This is a genomic window from Methylomonas albis (assembly GCF_014850955.1).
Classification (GTDB): domain Bacteria; phylum Pseudomonadota; class Gammaproteobacteria; order Methylococcales; family Methylomonadaceae; genus Methylomonas; species Methylomonas albis.
Window position 1 is genome coordinate 514,919 of record NZ_JACXSS010000001.1, and the last position, 14,935, is coordinate 529,853.

Annotated in this window: 20 protein-coding genes; 18 read left to right on the forward strand and 2 right to left on the reverse strand. The window is 51.2% G+C overall.

Features of this window, described 5'->3' with window-relative positions; translation table 11 throughout:
- Positions 1-175: 175 nt before the first annotated feature.
- Positions 176-445, reverse strand: coding sequence for a nitrogen fixation protein NifZ (locus tag EBA_RS02420; protein ID WP_192372895.1), 270 nt, complete (start codon positions 443-445; stop codon positions 176-178).
- A gap of 196 nt (positions 446-641) precedes the next feature.
- Here EBA_RS02420 and EBA_RS02425 point away from each other — a divergent pair, with 196 nt between their 5' ends.
- From EBA_RS02425 to nifS, 3 genes are read left to right on the forward strand one after another with little or no spacing between them, the layout of a single operon-like run.
- Positions 642-998 (forward strand): HesB/IscA family protein, encoded by a 357-nt coding sequence (locus EBA_RS02425; protein ID WP_192372897.1) that lies wholly within the window; start codon positions 642-644, stop codon positions 996-998.
- Positions 999-1,016: 18 nt separating this feature from the next.
- Complete coding sequence (nifU, locus tag EBA_RS02430; RefSeq protein WP_192372899.1) at positions 1,017-1,928, forward strand: Fe-S cluster assembly protein NifU; 912 nt, start codon at positions 1,017-1,019, stop codon at positions 1,926-1,928.
- Positions 1,921-3,135, forward strand: coding sequence for a cysteine desulfurase NifS (gene nifS, locus EBA_RS02435; RefSeq protein ID WP_192372901.1), 1,215 nt, complete (start codon positions 1,921-1,923; stop codon positions 3,133-3,135). The genes nifU and nifS overlap by 8 nt, the downstream gene beginning before the upstream one ends.
- A 560-nt stretch (positions 3,136-3,695) precedes the next feature.
- Here the strand turns inward: nifS and EBA_RS02440 are convergent.
- A complete protein-coding gene (locus EBA_RS02440) occupies positions 3,696-4,325 on the reverse strand; it encodes a PEP-CTERM sorting domain-containing protein (RefSeq protein ID WP_192372903.1) in 630 nt (209 codons plus the stop codon).
- Positions 4,326-4,872: 547 nt separating this feature from the next.
- Here EBA_RS02440 and nifV point away from each other — a divergent pair.
- The 15 genes from nifV to modC all read left to right on the forward strand — a co-directional run bounded on the left by nifV (position 4,873) and on the right by modC (position 14,847).
- Entirely contained in the window at positions 4,873-5,997 is a 1,125-nt protein-coding gene (gene nifV, locus EBA_RS02445) for a homocitrate synthase (protein ID WP_192372905.1), read from the forward strand.
- 11 nt (positions 5,998-6,008) lie between these two features.
- The gene (locus EBA_RS02450; protein WP_192372907.1) at positions 6,009-6,176 is read left to right on the forward strand and encodes a hypothetical protein; all 168 of its coding nucleotides are present in this window, start codon (positions 6,009-6,011) and stop codon (positions 6,174-6,176) included.
- On the forward strand, positions 6,173-6,949 hold the full coding sequence (gene cysE / locus EBA_RS02455) for a serine O-acetyltransferase (RefSeq protein WP_192372909.1): 777 nt from the start codon (positions 6,173-6,175) through the stop codon (positions 6,947-6,949). The genes EBA_RS02450 and cysE overlap by 4 nt, the downstream gene beginning before the upstream one ends.
- The gene (locus tag EBA_RS02460) at positions 6,949-7,488 is read left to right on the forward strand and encodes a hypothetical protein (protein WP_324615321.1); all 540 of its coding nucleotides are present in this window, start codon (positions 6,949-6,951) and stop codon (positions 7,486-7,488) included. The genes cysE and EBA_RS02460 overlap by 1 nt, the downstream gene beginning before the upstream one ends.
- Before the next feature lie 74 nt (positions 7,489-7,562).
- Positions 7,563-7,685 carry a hypothetical protein gene (locus EBA_RS24515; RefSeq protein ID WP_256438917.1) on the forward strand — a complete coding sequence of 41 codons (123 nt, stop codon included), beginning with the start codon at positions 7,563-7,565 and terminating at the stop codon, positions 7,683-7,685.
- A gap of 5 nt (positions 7,686-7,690) precedes the next feature.
- The gene (gene nifW / locus EBA_RS02465) at positions 7,691-8,005 is read left to right on the forward strand and encodes a nitrogenase-stabilizing/protective protein NifW (protein WP_192372911.1); all 315 of its coding nucleotides are present in this window, start codon (positions 7,691-7,693) and stop codon (positions 8,003-8,005) included.
- Complete coding sequence (locus EBA_RS02470; protein ID WP_192372913.1) at positions 8,002-8,478, forward strand: nitrogen fixation protein NifZ; 477 nt, start codon at positions 8,002-8,004, stop codon at positions 8,476-8,478. Before nifW ends, EBA_RS02470 begins: the two co-directional genes overlap by 4 nt.
- Positions 8,478-9,332, forward strand: a complete 855-nt coding sequence (gene nifM, locus EBA_RS02475) for a nitrogen fixation protein NifM (protein WP_192372916.1) — start codon at positions 8,478-8,480, stop codon at positions 9,330-9,332. The genes EBA_RS02470 and nifM overlap by 1 nt, the downstream gene beginning before the upstream one ends.
- Position 9,333: 1 nt before the next feature.
- A complete protein-coding gene (gene clpX / locus EBA_RS02480; RefSeq protein WP_192372918.1) occupies positions 9,334-10,635 on the forward strand; it encodes an ATP-dependent Clp protease ATP-binding subunit ClpX in 1,302 nt (433 codons plus the stop codon).
- 73 nt (positions 10,636-10,708) lie between these two features.
- Positions 10,709-11,326 carry a Grx4 family monothiol glutaredoxin gene (gene grxD / locus EBA_RS02485; RefSeq protein ID WP_192372920.1) on the forward strand — a complete coding sequence of 206 codons (618 nt, stop codon included), beginning with the start codon at positions 10,709-10,711 and terminating at the stop codon, positions 11,324-11,326.
- 23 nt (positions 11,327-11,349) lie between these two features.
- Positions 11,350-11,880 (forward strand): flavodoxin, encoded by a 531-nt coding sequence (locus tag EBA_RS02490; protein WP_192372922.1) that lies wholly within the window; start codon positions 11,350-11,352, stop codon positions 11,878-11,880.
- A 10-nt stretch (positions 11,881-11,890) separates the two neighbouring features.
- Complete coding sequence (locus EBA_RS02495; protein ID WP_192372924.1) at positions 11,891-12,331, forward strand: SoxR reducing system RseC family protein; 441 nt, start codon at positions 11,891-11,893, stop codon at positions 12,329-12,331.
- A 250-nt stretch (positions 12,332-12,581) separates the two neighbouring features.
- Positions 12,582-12,890, forward strand: a complete 309-nt coding sequence (locus EBA_RS02500) for a hypothetical protein (RefSeq protein WP_192372926.1) — start codon at positions 12,582-12,584, stop codon at positions 12,888-12,890.
- Positions 12,891-13,072: 182 nt separating this feature from the next.
- On the forward strand, positions 13,073-13,759 hold the full coding sequence (modB, locus tag EBA_RS02505) for a molybdate ABC transporter permease subunit (protein ID WP_192372928.1): 687 nt from the start codon (positions 13,073-13,075) through the stop codon (positions 13,757-13,759).
- The gene (gene modC / locus EBA_RS02510; RefSeq protein WP_192372931.1) at positions 13,756-14,847 is read left to right on the forward strand and encodes a molybdenum ABC transporter ATP-binding protein; all 1,092 of its coding nucleotides are present in this window, start codon (positions 13,756-13,758) and stop codon (positions 14,845-14,847) included. The genes modB and modC overlap by 4 nt, the downstream gene beginning before the upstream one ends.
- The last annotated feature ends 88 nt before the right edge of the window (positions 14,848-14,935 follow it).

Genomic DNA, 14,935 nt, shown 5'->3' on the forward strand with positions numbered 1-14,935 from the left:
AATTAATAAGCAGGGCCCGGCTGAGCGGAGCATGGGCGGTTCTGGCGCAAGGCTTTCACGCATAGCGGAGGAATCTCCCAAAGCAAGACGCCGCTTGCCCTGGGTTATAGCGGAATTTTTGCCGAGGCGTGCGGAATGGCGGCAAAACCACCCTTTAACCCTGGCCGGTACTTGGCTAATGGGTAACCAATTCCTGTTCGGGTAAGATTAAATCTTCGGTCCAGCAGCCTATTGGCTTACCCAAATTCAGCTCTTGATCTTCGAAGCGTACTAAAAAGACAGTGAGGGCCGGGTCTTCTTCGACATGGCCTTTCATGACGATGACGCCGCGAGCACCTTCCAATGCCAGTACGGCGCCTTCTTCGCTTTCAGGCATGCTGCCGTCGTCAACAATGGTATGCGCGGCATACACTACATCGCCCAAATCTAAATCTTCTACGTTCATGCTGTGCTCCTGTGAGAGTTTTGTAGCAAAGCCGACAAAGGCTCTCGGTTTGTTGTGAAACGGCGTGCCGATTGAGGTTGGCCATCTGCCGGCGAGTAAGCAATTTCAGTGGCTTAGCCGAAATTTTCGCGTATGGCATGCTGGTTGCTTTATCTGTTTACAAAATCAATGCCAAACCCGTTCAGGAGACTTAAAGATGATTACATTAACCGAAAGCGCCATTCAAGCCGTGGGCCGTTTTATCAGCAGTTCCGACAAGCCAACCGGTGGGCTGCGCATCGAAGTGACCGATGGCGGGTGTTCCGGCTTGTCTTATGGCATGAAGTTGGAAGCAAAAGAAAATCAAGACGACACAATCGTAGATTGTGGCGCGGTCAAAGTGTTTATAGACCCACTGAGTTTGCCAAGCCTGGATGGCATGTCCATTGATTTTGTCGACAGCCTGGAAGGTTCCGGCTTTAAATTTACCAATCCCAACGCGGTTAAAAGCTGTGCCTGCGGATCATCGTTTACCACCGGCGAGAGCGGTGGTGCACCAAAAACCTGTTCTTAAGAATTCGAGGAAATAGCTATGTGGGATTATTCAGATAAAGTAAAAGATCATTTTTTCAACCCAAAAAATGCCGGTGCGGTAGTCGACGCTAACGCCATTGGCGAAGTGGGTTCCATCAGTTGCGGCGACGCACTGCGTCTGACTTTAAAAGTCAATGACGACACCGAAGTGATCGAAGATGCCGGATTCCAAACCTTTGGTTGCGGTTCAGCGATTGCCTCATCTTCGGTATTGACCGAGATCATTAAAGGTCTGACTTTAGACGAAGCCCTGAAAGTGACCAATCAAGAGATCGCTGCTGAATTGGACGGCCTGCCGCCGGAAAAAATGCATTGCTCAGTGATGGGCCGGGAAGCATTGCAAGCGGCGATCGCAAACTATCGTGGTGAAGAGTGGAAAGACGATCACGAAGAAGGTGCGTTGGTCTGCAAATGCTTCGCCATTGATGCCGTGATGATCGAAGAAATGGTGTGGGCCAATAAACTGCGCACCGTTGAAGATGTCACCAACTACACTAAAGCCGGCGGCGGTTGTGCGGCCTGTCATGAAGACATCGAAGCGATTCTGGAAAAAGTCTTGAAAGAACGCGGCGAAACTTTCGATCCAAGCGCTGCGCCGGTCGCGAAACCGGAACCGGTGGTTGCCAAGGGACCAATGACCAATCTGCAACGCATCAAGAAAATCGAGGAAGTGATCATGTCCTTCCGTCCGCAATTGATGGCCGACGGCGGCGACGTCGAGTTGGTGGAAGTGGTCGATAAAACCGCTTACGTCAATATGACCGGCGCTTGCAACGGTTGTCAAATGTCGGCGATGACTATCGCCGGTATCCAACAGCGTTTAATGGAAGTGATGGGCGAATTCATCAAAGTCGTTCCTGCCTCGCAAATGCCGAAACTGGTCACCATAGAGGAGGCTACTCATGCCTGATATTTATCTGGATAATAACGCGACCACTAAAGTGGACAGCGCGGTAGTGGATGTGATGATTCCGTATTTTACCGAGCAGTTCGGTAATCCTTCATCGATCCATCGCTTTGCTGACGGTGTGGCCAAAGCGATCAAAAAAGCCCGTTCGCAGGTGCAAGAGCTGATCGGCGCCGAGCATGATTCGGAAATCATTTTCACCTCTTGCGGTACCGAGTCTGATTCTACTGCGATCTTGTCAGCCATTAAGGCCCAGCCCAATCGCAAGGAAATTATTACCACCTCAGTGGAGCATCCCGCGGTTCTGGCCTTGTGCGAAAACCTGGAGAAAGAAGGCTACACCATTCATCGGATGCCGGTGGACAAGTGCGGTCGCTTAAACCTGGAAGCCTACAAAAATCTGTTATCGGAAGAAGTGGCAATCGTGTCGGTGATGTGGGCCAACAACGAAACCGGCACTATTTTTCCGGTTGTGGAAATGGCTGAGATGGCCAATGCCGCCGGCGTGATGTTCCATACCGACGCTGTGCAGGCGGTCGGTAAAATTCCGATGATGTTGCAAGACACCAAGATCGATATGTTGTCTATTTCCGGACACAAACTGCACGCACCTAAAGGTATTGGTGTGTTGTATCTGCGCCGTGGTACCCGCTATCGCCCATTACTACGCGGCGGTCATCAAGAGCGCGGTCGCCGGGCTGGTACTGAAAATACTGCTTCTATAGTCGGTTTGGGCAAAGCCTGCGAATTGGCGATAGAGCACATGGAATATGAAAACGTGCAAGTTAAAGCCATGCGCGATCGGCTAGAGCAAGGTATTACGGAAGTCGTCCCGCATTGCTTTATCACCGGTGATTTGAACAACCGCTTGCCTAACACCACGGACATCGCATTTGAATATATCGAAGGCGAAGCGATATTGATGCTGCTGAACAAAGCAGGTATCGCAGCATCCAGCGGTTCGGCATGTACCTCAGGCTCGTTGGAGCCTTCGCATGTGATGCGGGCTATGGATATACCATACACTGCTGCGCACGGCACTATCCGTTTCTCGTTCTCTCGCTATAACAATATGAGCGAAGTGGACGAAGTACTGAAAGTGATGCCTGGCATCGTGGCAACCTTGCGCAAACTGTCGCCTTATTGGGATAGCGTAAACAATTGTCCGGTTGCCGATCCTGAGCAGGCATTTCAGCCGACTTACGCTTAAGAAGTTTTTAGCAAATCGTCGCTCCTGCTTTTGCGGGAGCGACTTATGTAAATCCCGTCATAAATCCTTCCCACCATCCGGTAAAAACCTGCGGTGTGCTTAGGATAATTCCAAAAGCGATAACCGGAGTCACCGGTATCGGCGCAATATCGATAATGAATAATCTCAATAGGCTTAAAAAGCATTTGATTCTGCTTTGCCTGCTTTGTCCGGCTGAATAGGTAGAAAATGCCGAGGCGGGTGCGATTGGGTTGGCATATATGTTCTCGATTAAGGTCTTAAACCAGCGCGGCCGCATCGCAAGCACATACACGCCTATCAAGCAGCCCGGTGAAAAGGGTCAGAACCCTATAATGGCAAATAACGAAAGCACGGCAAGTCATTTGATTTGAGATGAATTCATAACACTGGCTGGCTCTGAAAAGGCAGGAAGTATAGATCCAATACGAACGGTATCTAAACGTTACGGGGACGTGTTAAGTTCCGAGGCTAAGCTTTCTCGGAGGCAAAAAAAAGGCGGTTGTTTAACCGCCTTTTCCGGATGTGGATGAGCTATTTGATCAAGCTTTCCGGACTTTTCTGGTAAGACCCAGACCCGCTAACGCGGTACCGAACAGCCATACGGCGCCCGGTAAAGGAACGGCGGCAACATTAAAGTTGATGTTGTTAACGCCAAGGTTCCAGTCGGTTCCCAATATAATATTTAGTGAGTGCGCGGTCAGATTGGGTGAAAAAGTCTGCGCAGCGAAACGAGAAGCCGCGTAGGGAGCGTAATCGACTAATACATTGGAAAAATCATCGCCATCGACCACTCTAAAATTGGTGGCGGCCAATGTAGTGCCTACGGATCCTGTTGGATATGCAGCGACATCGAAACTGCTGAGGTTTACTGATTGACTTGGATTAACCGCCGTCAATTTGATGCTTAGCAGTAAACCGCTGGTATGGGCAAACGCTGCGGTATTGAGGTCTGCGTATCCGGCATTCCACAACAAAACATCCGAATATGCCACGGTACCGTCCAGATTCAAACTTGAATATGATACCGTCACGTCTGCTGTAGAGGCGTATGCCGCAGGAATTGGATCATAGTTGTTAAAGGGCTGTAACGCGTCGAAATTAATCGTGGCCGCTTGAGAGTCAAATGCGGCGGCAAGCAAAATTAAGGTATAAATTTTTTTGGAAAACATTTAAAGCTCCTGCAATCTTTGTTTATATACGCCTAGCGATTTTCTGCAATCCGACAAACTGCACGCCGTAGACACTATTTGTGGTTCACAAAACAGCTAAGCAAAAATCGAGTCACTTTTTTATTTACAATTTAATTCAATTGGTTGTGAGTGTTTTTCTGTCGAATTCCCGAGCTTGGATATTGTGAAAAGCCAGTTTGTGTAAATAAAGTCGACACTGTTTCCGCGACGCAATATTTGCTAAATCTTCAATGCTCATGACTAACTTTGGATAAGTCTTAGCAGCAAGTGCTAAGCAGTTCTGCGCTTTGTCGGTATTTACTAGTCCGTCGATACTCTGAATGTGATCGACCTAAATCGATTGTCGTGTTTGCGACAATTGGTCTTTCTCTCCCGATGTTGTCTTGTAGACATCCTGCCAATACCTCCCGCCAGGCCATAAATTCCGATACTTTTCCAGTTGGCAAGTCTTTTGCATTAGTCCTATAGAAGGCGTTATTCACGCACCGGTTTTCAAATATTTAACTTTGCGACTCAAGGTCTCACCATGAAAAGCAACTCCCGCACCATCGTCATCGACGACACCACTCTACGCGACGGCGAACAATCGGCCGGCGTGGTGTTCTCGCTGGAGGAAAAGCTGGCTATAGCTAGGCAGCTGTCCGCATTGGGCGTGCCTGAGTTGGAAATCGGTATTCCGGCCATGGGCGCGCAGGAACGGAGTGAGATCAAAGCCATCGCTGAATTAAAGTTGCCCAGCAATTTATTAGTGTGGTCCAGGATGCGCGAAGAAGATTTGCAACACTGCCTGGGTTTGGGTGTCCGCACGGTGGATTTATCGATTTCCGCGTCAGACCAACATATCCAACACAAGCTGAAACAAAGCCGGGCCTGGGTGCTTAGTACCATCGAACGCTGTGTGAAGACAGCAATCGATGACGGTATGCGGGTGTGTGTCGGTGCCGAGGATGCTTCCCGCGCCGATAGCGATTTTCTGGCGCAAATGGCCGAAGCCGCCCAAGCGGCCGGCGCATGCCGGATTCGCTTTGCCGATACAGTCGGCATCATGGAACCGTTCGGCGTATTTGAAGCGATTCGCAAACTGCGCATCGTGACCGACATGGACATCGAGATGCACGCCCATGACGATTTGGGTTTGGCAACCGCCAATACCTTGGCTGCGGCATATGCTGGTGCAACCCACGTCAACACCACCGTCAACGGTTTGGGCGAGCGGGCCGGCAACGCGGCGCTGGAAGAAGTGGTGGTTGGCTTGAAACAGTTGTACGGCTTCGAAACCGGTGTGGACTTGCGTAATTTCCCCGTACTGTCGCGTCAGGTTGCGACGGCTTCCGGCGACACGATAGGCAGCCGTAAAAGTCTGATCGGCCGCGATGTGTTCAGCCACGAAGCCGGGATCCATGTCGACGGTTTGCTGAAAGATCCCAACAATTATCAAGGTGTCGATCCTGCCTTGGTTGGTCGTAGCCACCAACTGGTGTTGGGTAAGCATTCCGGCAGTCAAGGTGTGGTGCATGCCTACAAGCAGTTGGGTATCCAAATTAACCGTTGGCAGGCCGGCCGCCTGCTACCCCTGATTCGTGAGTTTGTCAGTTTGCATAAACGCGCACCGCAATCGACCGATTTAAATCAATTTTTACACAGCCTATAACGAGGTGTCAGATGAGTAGCAATCGTCAAAAACCAGCCGTGCCTAGCACCGCCAAAGTCGACGTACCACAGCACAATTCGGCTCAGCACGAACTGCAGGACGATCGTTATCCCGGTACGTTTTTCCGGGTGCCTGGTGTGCCTATGCCCGGCAAAACCACGTGGAGCTTAGCAAAATGATGTTCTTCTCGCCGTCGCGTCCAAGCGTTGCATCCGGACTCTGGCAAGACTGGCGCGACGATGTGGCTTGCGTGTTTGCCCGAGACCCAGCAGCACGCGGCTTACCGGAAGTGTTATTGGCCTATCCCGGCGTACATGCAGTATTGCTGCATCGGGTAACCAATCGCTTGTGGCATGCGGATTGGAAATTGACGGCGCGCTTATTGGCGGCATTTGCTCGCTGGATGACCAATGTCGATATTCATCCGGGCGCCACCATAGGCAAACGCTTTTTTATCGATCACGGCGCTGGCGTTGTGATCGGCGAAACTGCCGAGATTGGTAACGACGTGACTATGTATCACGGCGTGACCCTGGGCGGTACTACCTGGAACAAGGAAAAACGCCATCCTACATTGGGCAACAATGTACTGATCGGTGCCGGAGCCAAGATACTCGGCGCGATTACCTTGGGCGATAACGTTCGGGTTGGCGCCAATTCTGTGGTGATAAAAGACGTGCCGCCTTGCTGTACCGTTATTGGGATTCCCGGTCGGATCATTCAGCAAAAAGGCTTGAAAATCCAAGATCCGCGCGGCATCGATCTGGACCATCATTTAGTACCTGATCCGGTCGGCAAAGCTCTGAGCTGTTTAGTGGATCGTCTTGACGAGCTGGAAAACAACCAAAAACGCTTTGTCGTCGCCGAGGAAACCTGCGGCAGTTGCGAAGCAGAAGGTGTCTGCCACGGCGAGGAAGTCGTGATACTGAAACAAGCGGCGGGTGGCAAGTGATGGAAATGGATTTATTGCAATTCGACGCCAAGGATCTCTACTACGAGAAAGCCGACAGCCAGGAAGTTGAGGACTTGATCCAATACGCCTCCGAGCTTTACGCTAGCGGCGAAGCGGAATTACCGTTGTTACAAGCTTATTTACGCGCACCGGAATCCTTGAATGTACTGGTGTCGCTGAATCGGTTTTATTACTACCAGCATCGAATGACGGACGCTTTATTGATTTCTGAAAGAGCGTTGACGCTAATCCGGCCGGGTATCAACTTTCCGGAAGATTGGCGGGAGTTGGAAAGAGAACACATTAGCGAGGCACCAAAAGACTTGCTGACCCGGATCAGACTATATCTGTTCACTCTGAAGTCGATTGGTTTTTTGAACATGCGTTTGGAAAACCTGGAGTTGAGCCGGGCAATTTTCGAGAAATTGGTGTCATTGGATGACAAAGACCGGATTGGGGCACGAGGTTTGTTGGAGCTGGTCGTGCGTCGTCAGGAAGCGGCAGAGGGAATTTTCCGGATGCCGGAAGCTTTCGGGTAGGCATCGCCCATTAAACAGATGCAAAAGATAAGTGATGTTTGTTGTTCCGCGCAATTAACCTAAAGGTGATCGCCATGATGAAGAAACAAAAATCCGATCCATTTTTGGCCCAAACAGCGGTAATGCTGGTGGTTTTATTAGTGGTGTACGCATTGGGAGAACAACCTGCCAATCTCGATCACCTGATGATGAGGTAATGACGATGAGTTTAGAAGAAGATATGGAAGAGCTGGAAGCTGCGGAAGATTTTCTGCGGTATTTCGAGCTGGAATACGATACCACCGTCGTCCACGTCAACCGGCTACATATCCTGCAACGTTTCCACAATTATCTGAGTCAAGCCGGTGAAAACATGCCGGAAGACGACGATGCATTACGGGAAGTTTACAAAAAGCTGCTGCTTCGCGCTTACAGCGACTTTGTGGGTTCCGATGCACAGACCGAAAAAGTATTTAAGGTCTTCAAGATGATGGAACCGCAAACCGTGTTTGTTTCACTAGGTGACATTAAGACATGATAGAAGAACGTTTCGACGAAGAGCGATTCGAGTTCGGCGAGCGGGTTAGGCTGACACGAAACGTTCGCAATGATGGTACTTATCCGGGCATGGATGTTGGCGATTTTCTCTTACGCCGCGGCAGTGTTGGCAACGTTATAGAGGTCGGCACTTTCTTGCAGGATCAAGTGATCTACACCGTGCATTTTATGGATGCGGGACGCATGGTCGGTTGTCGGGCTGAAGAACTCATTTCGGCTGACGCGCCTTGGAACCCGAGCCGTTTCGAGTTCCGCGATCAGGTGGTCTGTACTATCGACATACCGACGCAAGAAGGCAGCTACCCTGCCGGTACTCAAGGTGAAATCTTGAAAGTATTGCGAGATTCCGCCCCCCTGCTCTACCACGTACGCTTTCCAGGTAGAACCATGCAAGTACCTGAAAGTGTGCTGGAGCCGGCGGATCCGGCCACGTTTAAAGAACCGGAGGAATAATGACCAGCCAGACTTCAATAGAGCCTTACACCCTGCTGCGGGCGGCCTTGAGCCTATTCCAAAAGGCACCGGCCGAATTGGAGCAACCGCAGTTGCGCCAGGTGGAAGTGCAAGCTAAAAACGAATACGAAATCGAAGGCCGAGTATTAAATTCGGCTGAAGCGACTGGCGTGGTGATTTCCGATACGGAGCTGGATAGAGCTTATCAGGAAGTGCGCGCCCGTTTCGAAGACGAAGATGCATTTTTAGCGGCACTGAACGCCAACGGTTTAGATATTGATTTGTTGAAAGCGGCTTTGTATCGGCAGTGTAAGGTCGATGCGGTGATGGATAGAGTGGCCGCGCGATCCCCTAAGGTTAACGAAGTCGAAATCGGCATTTTCTACCACTCGCATCCGGAAAAATTTCACAAACCCGAGCAACGTCAAGCTAGGCATATTTTGATTAGCATCAATCCTGATTACCCGGACAATACTCGCGAGGCGGCTTGGCAGCGGATTAACGAGATTGCCGGTACTCTGAAGCGCAAACCGCATAAATTTGTGGATCTGGCGCTGAAGTATTCGGAATGTCCGACGGCGGTGCAGGGCGGCGAAGTGGGTGCTGTGGTTAAAGGTACCTTGTTTCCGGAGCTGGATGAGGTATTGTTTAGTTTGAAAGAAGACGCCATTAGCGAGGTAGTGGAAACCGAGATGGGTTTTCACGTGATTCAGTGTATGAAAATCATCCTCGCCGAGACTATGTCCTTGAAAAAAGCGACACCGAAGATTCAGCAGATCATGCAGGATCGTTACCGCAGAAATTGCCAGCGTACGTGGCTGGCCACTCTGCCCGCAGTCAACAGGAGTGCCTAACATGGTAAAAGAACCCAAGCATTGTTCGTTTTGCGGTATCGAAGCGTCGGCATCCGTGCCGATGATTGCCGGTACGGAAGGTTATATCTGCGAAGCTTGCGTGATGTTGGCAAGCCAGGTGGTATCCAGCTGGGGCAAGAAAAAAGAATTGGCCGATATGCAAGGGCCGTTGCCTAAACCGGCGGAAATGAAAGCCATGCTCGATCAATACGTGATCGGTCAGGACCTGGCAAAAGAGATACTATCGGTAGCGGTGTATAACCACTACAAACGCCTGAAAAATGTCGCCCGCAAAACCGGGGGGTTAGGCGAATCCGATGAGAGTGTGGAAATCGGTAAATCCAATATTCTGATGATAGGCCCGTCCGGCACCGGCAAAACCTTATTGGCGAGCACCTTGGCCAAGATCGTCGGCGTGCCGTTTGCTGTGGCTGATGCTACCACGCTGACCCAGGCCGGTTATGTCGGCGACGACGTGGAAAATATCCTGGTGCGCTTGCTGGACGTGGCCGACGGCCAGATCAGCAAGGCGGAGTGGGGTATGGTCTATATCGATGAAGTGGACAAAATTGCCCGCAGTCCGGAACAAGCCTTTGGCACCCGCGACGTCTCCGGCGAAGGCGTGCAGCAAGCCTTGCTGCGGCTGGTGGAGGGCTCGCAAGTTAAAGTCTCCGCCAAGGGCAGGCGTAAAGATCACAGTGGCAATGACTCAGTGATGGTCGATACCAGCAATATTTTGTTCATTGCCGGTGGCGCGTTTCCGGGTTTGGAAAAACATGTCGAAAAACGCCTGTTGCCGCCGAAAACTGCCATCGGTTTTCATGCCGAAGTCAGCAATCCCGACGACAAGCCAACGTTGGAAGCGATGTTGAATGCCACCCAGCCGGACGATTTGAAACGCTTTGGGTTGATCCCGGAGTTTATCGGTCGTTTCCCGGTGCTGGCGCCATTGGAGCCTTTGGACGTGGATGCATTGATTCAAGTGTTGACCCAACCGAAAAACGCGTTGGTCAAACAATACCAACATCTGTTTGCCTTCGATGACGTTGAATTGGAATTTACTACAGATGCCCTGACGGAAATCGCCGAAAAAGCCATCACCCGCAACACCGGTGCGCGCGGCTTACGCGGTATCATGGAGCATGTTTTGCGCCGCACCATGTTTGATCTACCGTCGCGGCCCGACGTCGAACGTTGTATCGTTAACGCCGAGGTTATCCGTGGTGAAGCCGAGATTGAAGTGGTGCTGCGCGAGGCATCCGCCGAAGCTGACGATCTAAAGCGCTTGTCGGGCGGGGAGTGATTTTGCGGGTGGGCTGCACTAGTTGAAGCCCACCCCTTGCATTGAAAAGTTTTAGTTAATTGAGAAAACTACTATGAGCGTTAAAGAAAAAATCTTGCAACAACTTGCCGAAAACCCGGTAATTATTTACATGAAAGGCGTTCCTAGCGCACCGGAGTGCGGTTTTTCCGCCAAAACGATTGGCATCTTGAACGAAACCAAGGTCCCTTACGCATACGTGAATGTATTGCAATCGCCGTTCATCCGCGAAAAACTGCCGTCCATATCCAAATGGCCGACGTTTCCGCAAGTATTCATTAAAGGCGAACTGGTCGGTGGTGCCGATATTGTCGAGTCCATGTATAAGGACGGAAGCCTGTTACCGCTTTTGCAAGCCACTGTTCAGCCAGCCGAGAGCGCAGATGCCAGCCAAACTATTACGCATTCCGAAGTGGAAGCCTTGATTTTGGCGTCTTATCCGGGAGCTACCATCGGTATCGAAGGTGCGGGTTGCGATTTAAACATCACTGTGGTCAGCGAATTATTTGCCGATCAAGCTATGATCAAGCAACATCAAGGCGTCATGGAAACCTTGAGTGCACCATTGGCTAATGGTAGGCTGCATGCCGTCACGCTTAAAACTCATACGCCCGAAGCCTGGGCCGCGCAAACCCCGGCGGCAAACCCCGGCTTGCTACAGATTAAAATTTAACTAGCTAACAAGGAGATATCACTATGGCAAAAGTAGGCATTTTTTTCGGTACCGATACCGGCAACACTCGCAAAGTTGCCAAGACCATCGCCACCAAGTTGGGTGATGTAGCGGACAAACCGGTTAATATTAATAAAGCCTCCGTGGACGATTTACTGGCCTACGACGTATTGATAGTCGGCTCGCCTACTTACGGCGAAGGCGAACTGCCGGGCATGAGCGCCGGACACGATAACGAAAGCTGGGAAGAATTCTTGCCGACCCTGGTTGGTGCGGATTTTACCGGTAAATCTGTGGCTATCTATGGCTTGGGCGACCAGGAAGGTTATCCCGGTCATTTCGTCGATGCGGTGGGTTTTCTGTACGATGCCTTCGCCGATGCCGGCGCGACCATCATCGGTATGACCAGCAGTGAAGGTTATACCTTTAAAAAATCCAAAGCTTTGTTGGGCGACCAGTTCGTTGGTTTGGCGTTAGACGAAGACAATCAGAAAGAACTGAGTGAAGGTCGTCTCGGCGATTGGTTGGCTTCGATCTCATCCGCCTGGGCTTGATAGGCGAGTCATGATCGAAGAAGCGGCCGTTGTTACTCGCGTTAGCGACGGCCGGACCTGGATCAAAAGTCTGCAGAGCAATGCCTGCAGTGGCTGTTTACAGCAACAGTCCTGCGGCACGGCTACGCTGGCAAAAGTTCTCCCCAAGCGCGAGTTTCCAGTCGATTGCGAGATGGCTCTGCAAGCCGGCGACCAAGTGATGGTGGCGATAGACGATGGCCAATTGCTGCTGACTTCCCTATTGCTCTATCTAGTGCCGCTAATTTTCATGTTAGTGGGCGTTGGTTTGGCCGAAGCCTGGCTGCCGGCGCCGTTCAATACCGATTACTTGCCGGAAGTTGCGTTGGCGACATTGCTGACAGGCTTTTGGTTGATTAATCGCTGTCAAAGTCTGTTACTGCTCCATCTTTGTTTTAAGCCACAGATCGTGAAGAAACTGGGCGCCGATTGATTTTTCGCTTGTTGAATGGCTAACAATTTTGCCTGGATGTTGTGCAGTTGTTGGAATCCTGTCTAGAAATAATACACGCAAACTGTGACGCGTCCCTGAAAGTCCTTGTAGTTCGGGCCTTGTGGAGGCTTTTTTTCATGGCATTGATATTGCTGTAGTTGAATTGAAAACCATTGGGATTTTCAAGAGGGTGGCAGGCGCGTGCCAAGGTCTGTTGCCGATTTTTTGGCAATGTCATTAAGGTGATGAGATGAGTGAAGTACTATTGGTGGGTTTGGTTATGTTGATCGTGGCGGCCTGCGCGTTCGCGCCCTTGGGTTGCATGCTGTCGACTTATTCAAAGTCCAATAAATCCGGCGGAACTACCAAAGCGGTAGCCGGTGATTCAAGAAGGGGGCTCCCGGAGGATTCCATCCTCAAGCGGCATTTTTTGACGCAATTGCAAAGCGAGATTGAAGCAACCTTGTTTCCTCGCCCAACCGATTCTATGCTGCAGCGGCATTACGATGCATTGGTGGCCGCCAAGATAGAAAATCGACTGCAGATTATCGGAAAATAACGTTTCGTTCTGTCGGTGTAGGTGCGAACAAATTCGCACCTATCTTGCCGATTCCATTCAGCATTGCCGTTTTTTTATACGCCAACGCGTATTTTTCTGGCATTCTCCCCGCCCGATTAGCGAAAATAGACCGCAGATGCGTCGCTTCATAGCGATTCCCCGTCACTTAGTCCAGGCTTTGCATGCTAAACGCCGCCGATCTCGACACCTTGTTTTTGACCTTTCGCGTCGCCAGTCTGGCTACCCTACTCTTGCTGTTGTTGGGCACGCCACTGGCTTGGAAGTTGGCGCGCAGTCGCTCACGCTGGAAAGGCGTTATCAATAGTATCGTCGCGCTGCCCTTGGTGTTGCCGCCGACGGTATTGGGCTTTTATTTGTTGGTATTGATGGGGCCGGCCGGACTGGTGGGAAAATTCACCCAATGGCTGGGTATTGGCACCTTGCCGTTCAGCTTTGGCGGTTTAGTCGTGGCGTCGGTATTGTACTCGTTGCCGTTCGTGGTGCAGCCTTTGCAAAATGCTTTCGTGGCAATGGGCGAAGCGCCTCTGGAAGCGGCTGCCACTCTGGGCGCCGGGCCGCTGGATCGATTTTTCAGCGTGGCTCTGCCTTTGGCGAAGCCTGGGTTTTTAACCGCCGGAGTATTGGGTTTTACCCACACCGTCGGCGAATTCGGCGTGGTATTGATGGTGGGCGGTAATATTCCCGATAAAACCCGCGTGGTATCCGTGCAAATTTATAACCACGTCGAAGCCTTGGAATACGGCCAAGCGCATTGGCTGGCCGGCGGTTTGCTGATCTTCTCTTTCCTGGTGCTGCTGTTACTTTACAACAGCCAACAAACTCAAGCATTGACCCAATCCTTGAAATGACCATGTCCCAAGTTCAAAGTATACAGGCCCGCTTGCGCTTGGCTTACGAGCAATTTGATTTGGATGTGAATTTGAATCTTCCGGCCAGCGGCGTGACAGTGCTTTTCGGTCATTCCGGTTCCGGTAAGACCACCTTGCTGCGTTGTATCGCCGGTTTGGAACGGCCAACGCAGGGTTTTTTGAAAATTGGCGAAACGCTTTGGCAAGACAGCGAAAACGATTTTTTCTTACCCACGCATCGCCGCAATTTGGCTTATGTATTTCAGGAAGCCAATCTTTTTCCGCATCTGTCGGTGCGCGGCAATCTGGATTATGCCGTGCGGCGCTTGCGCGCGAAGGGCAGAGTATTTTCATTACAGCAGGCCATTGAATTATTGGCGATAGGACCGTTGCTGGAACGTTTGCCGGCCCGTCTATCCGGCGGCGAGCGGCAGAGGGTAGCCATTGCCAGAGCCTTGGCCGCCAGTCCGGATGTGTTGTTGATGGACGAGCCGCTGGCTTCCTTGGACGAACAACGTAAGCAGGACATTCTGCCTTACCTGACCGGCTTGCATCAGGCTTTGCAGATTCCGATTCTGTACGTCACTCATTCCTTGCAAGAAGTCAATCAACTGGCCGACCATTTACTGGTGATGGCTGCCGGCAAAGCTGTCGTGTGCGGGCCGCTGGCGGAAACCCTGACTCGGTTGGATGGGCCTATGGCCTTGGATAGGCAAGCGGCCAGCGTCTGGCAGGGCAAGTTGATTAGCCACGAAACTGAATATCATCTCAGTCATGCCGAATTCGCTGGCGGCAGCTTGAGTTTGCCGTATTTGGATATGCCAGTCGGCAGTTCGGTCCGGATCAGGATTTACGCCCGTGACGTCAGTATTACTTTGCAACCGCCGGAAGCGTCCAGCATCCTGAATATACTGCCGGCACGAGTGTTGGCGCTTAGCGAAATGGCGCAGGGCCAAACCGTGGTGCAACTGGCGGTAGGCGCGGAGGTGTTGCTCGCGCATATCACCCAAAAATCCGCGGTGTTGCTAAGTGTGCAGCCCGGCATGTCCGTATACGTACAAATCAAGGGCACTTCCATAGTCCGATAAGCATGTGCCGCTTACTTATTACTGTTTGGCATTAAAGCTTGCCAAGCTGGTTTCTTATCACTGGGGCGCATTTTTGCCGCATGAAATG

Bases quoted from the DNA above. Each gene is read 5' to 3' on its own strand.
- cysE (WP_192372909.1), top strand. From the start codon at position 6,173: ATGATGTTCTTCTCGCCGTCGCGTCCAAGCGTTGCATCCGGACTCTGG.
- EBA_RS24515 (WP_256438917.1), top strand. From the start codon at position 7,563: ATGATGAAGAAACAAAAATCCGATCCATTTTTGGCCCAAACAGCGGTA.
- EBA_RS02495 (WP_192372924.1), top strand. From the start codon at position 11,891: ATGATCGAAGAAGCGGCCGTTGTTACTCGCGTTAGCGACGGCCGGACC.
- grxD (WP_192372920.1), top strand. From the start codon at position 10,709: ATGAGCGTTAAAGAAAAAATCTTGCAACAACTTGCCGAAAACCCGGTA.
- EBA_RS02440 (WP_192372903.1), bottom strand. From the start codon at position 4,325: ATGTTTTCCAAAAAAATTTATACCTTAATTTTGCTTGCCGCCGCATTT.
- EBA_RS02450 (WP_192372907.1), top strand. From the start codon at position 6,009: ATGAGTAGCAATCGTCAAAAACCAGCCGTGCCTAGCACCGCCAAAGTC.
- nifU (WP_192372899.1), top strand. From the start codon at position 1,017: ATGTGGGATTATTCAGATAAAGTAAAAGATCATTTTTTCAACCCAAAA.
- EBA_RS02460 (WP_324615321.1), top strand. From the start codon at position 6,949: ATGGAAATGGATTTATTGCAATTCGACGCCAAGGATCTCTACTACGAG.
- EBA_RS02470 (WP_192372913.1), top strand. From the start codon at position 8,002: ATGATAGAAGAACGTTTCGACGAAGAGCGATTCGAGTTCGGCGAGCGG.
- EBA_RS02425 (WP_192372897.1), top strand. From the start codon at position 642: ATGATTACATTAACCGAAAGCGCCATTCAAGCCGTGGGCCGTTTTATC.
- modB (WP_192372928.1), top strand. From the start codon at position 13,073: ATGCTAAACGCCGCCGATCTCGACACCTTGTTTTTGACCTTTCGCGTC.
- nifS (WP_192372901.1), top strand. From the start codon at position 1,921: ATGCCTGATATTTATCTGGATAATAACGCGACCACTAAAGTGGACAGC.
- nifW (WP_192372911.1), top strand. From the start codon at position 7,691: ATGAGTTTAGAAGAAGATATGGAAGAGCTGGAAGCTGCGGAAGATTTT.
- EBA_RS02500 (WP_192372926.1), top strand. From the start codon at position 12,582: ATGAGTGAAGTACTATTGGTGGGTTTGGTTATGTTGATCGTGGCGGCC.
- EBA_RS02420 (WP_192372895.1), bottom strand. From the start codon at position 445: ATGAACGTAGAAGATTTAGATTTGGGCGATGTAGTGTATGCCGCGCAT.
- EBA_RS02490 (WP_192372922.1), top strand. From the start codon at position 11,350: ATGGCAAAAGTAGGCATTTTTTTCGGTACCGATACCGGCAACACTCGC.
- modC (WP_192372931.1), top strand. From the start codon at position 13,756: ATGACCATGTCCCAAGTTCAAAGTATACAGGCCCGCTTGCGCTTGGCT.
- nifM (WP_192372916.1), top strand. From the start codon at position 8,478: ATGACCAGCCAGACTTCAATAGAGCCTTACACCCTGCTGCGGGCGGCC.
- nifV (WP_192372905.1), top strand. From the start codon at position 4,873: ATGAAAAGCAACTCCCGCACCATCGTCATCGACGACACCACTCTACGC.
- clpX (WP_192372918.1), top strand. From the start codon at position 9,334: ATGGTAAAAGAACCCAAGCATTGTTCGTTTTGCGGTATCGAAGCGTCG.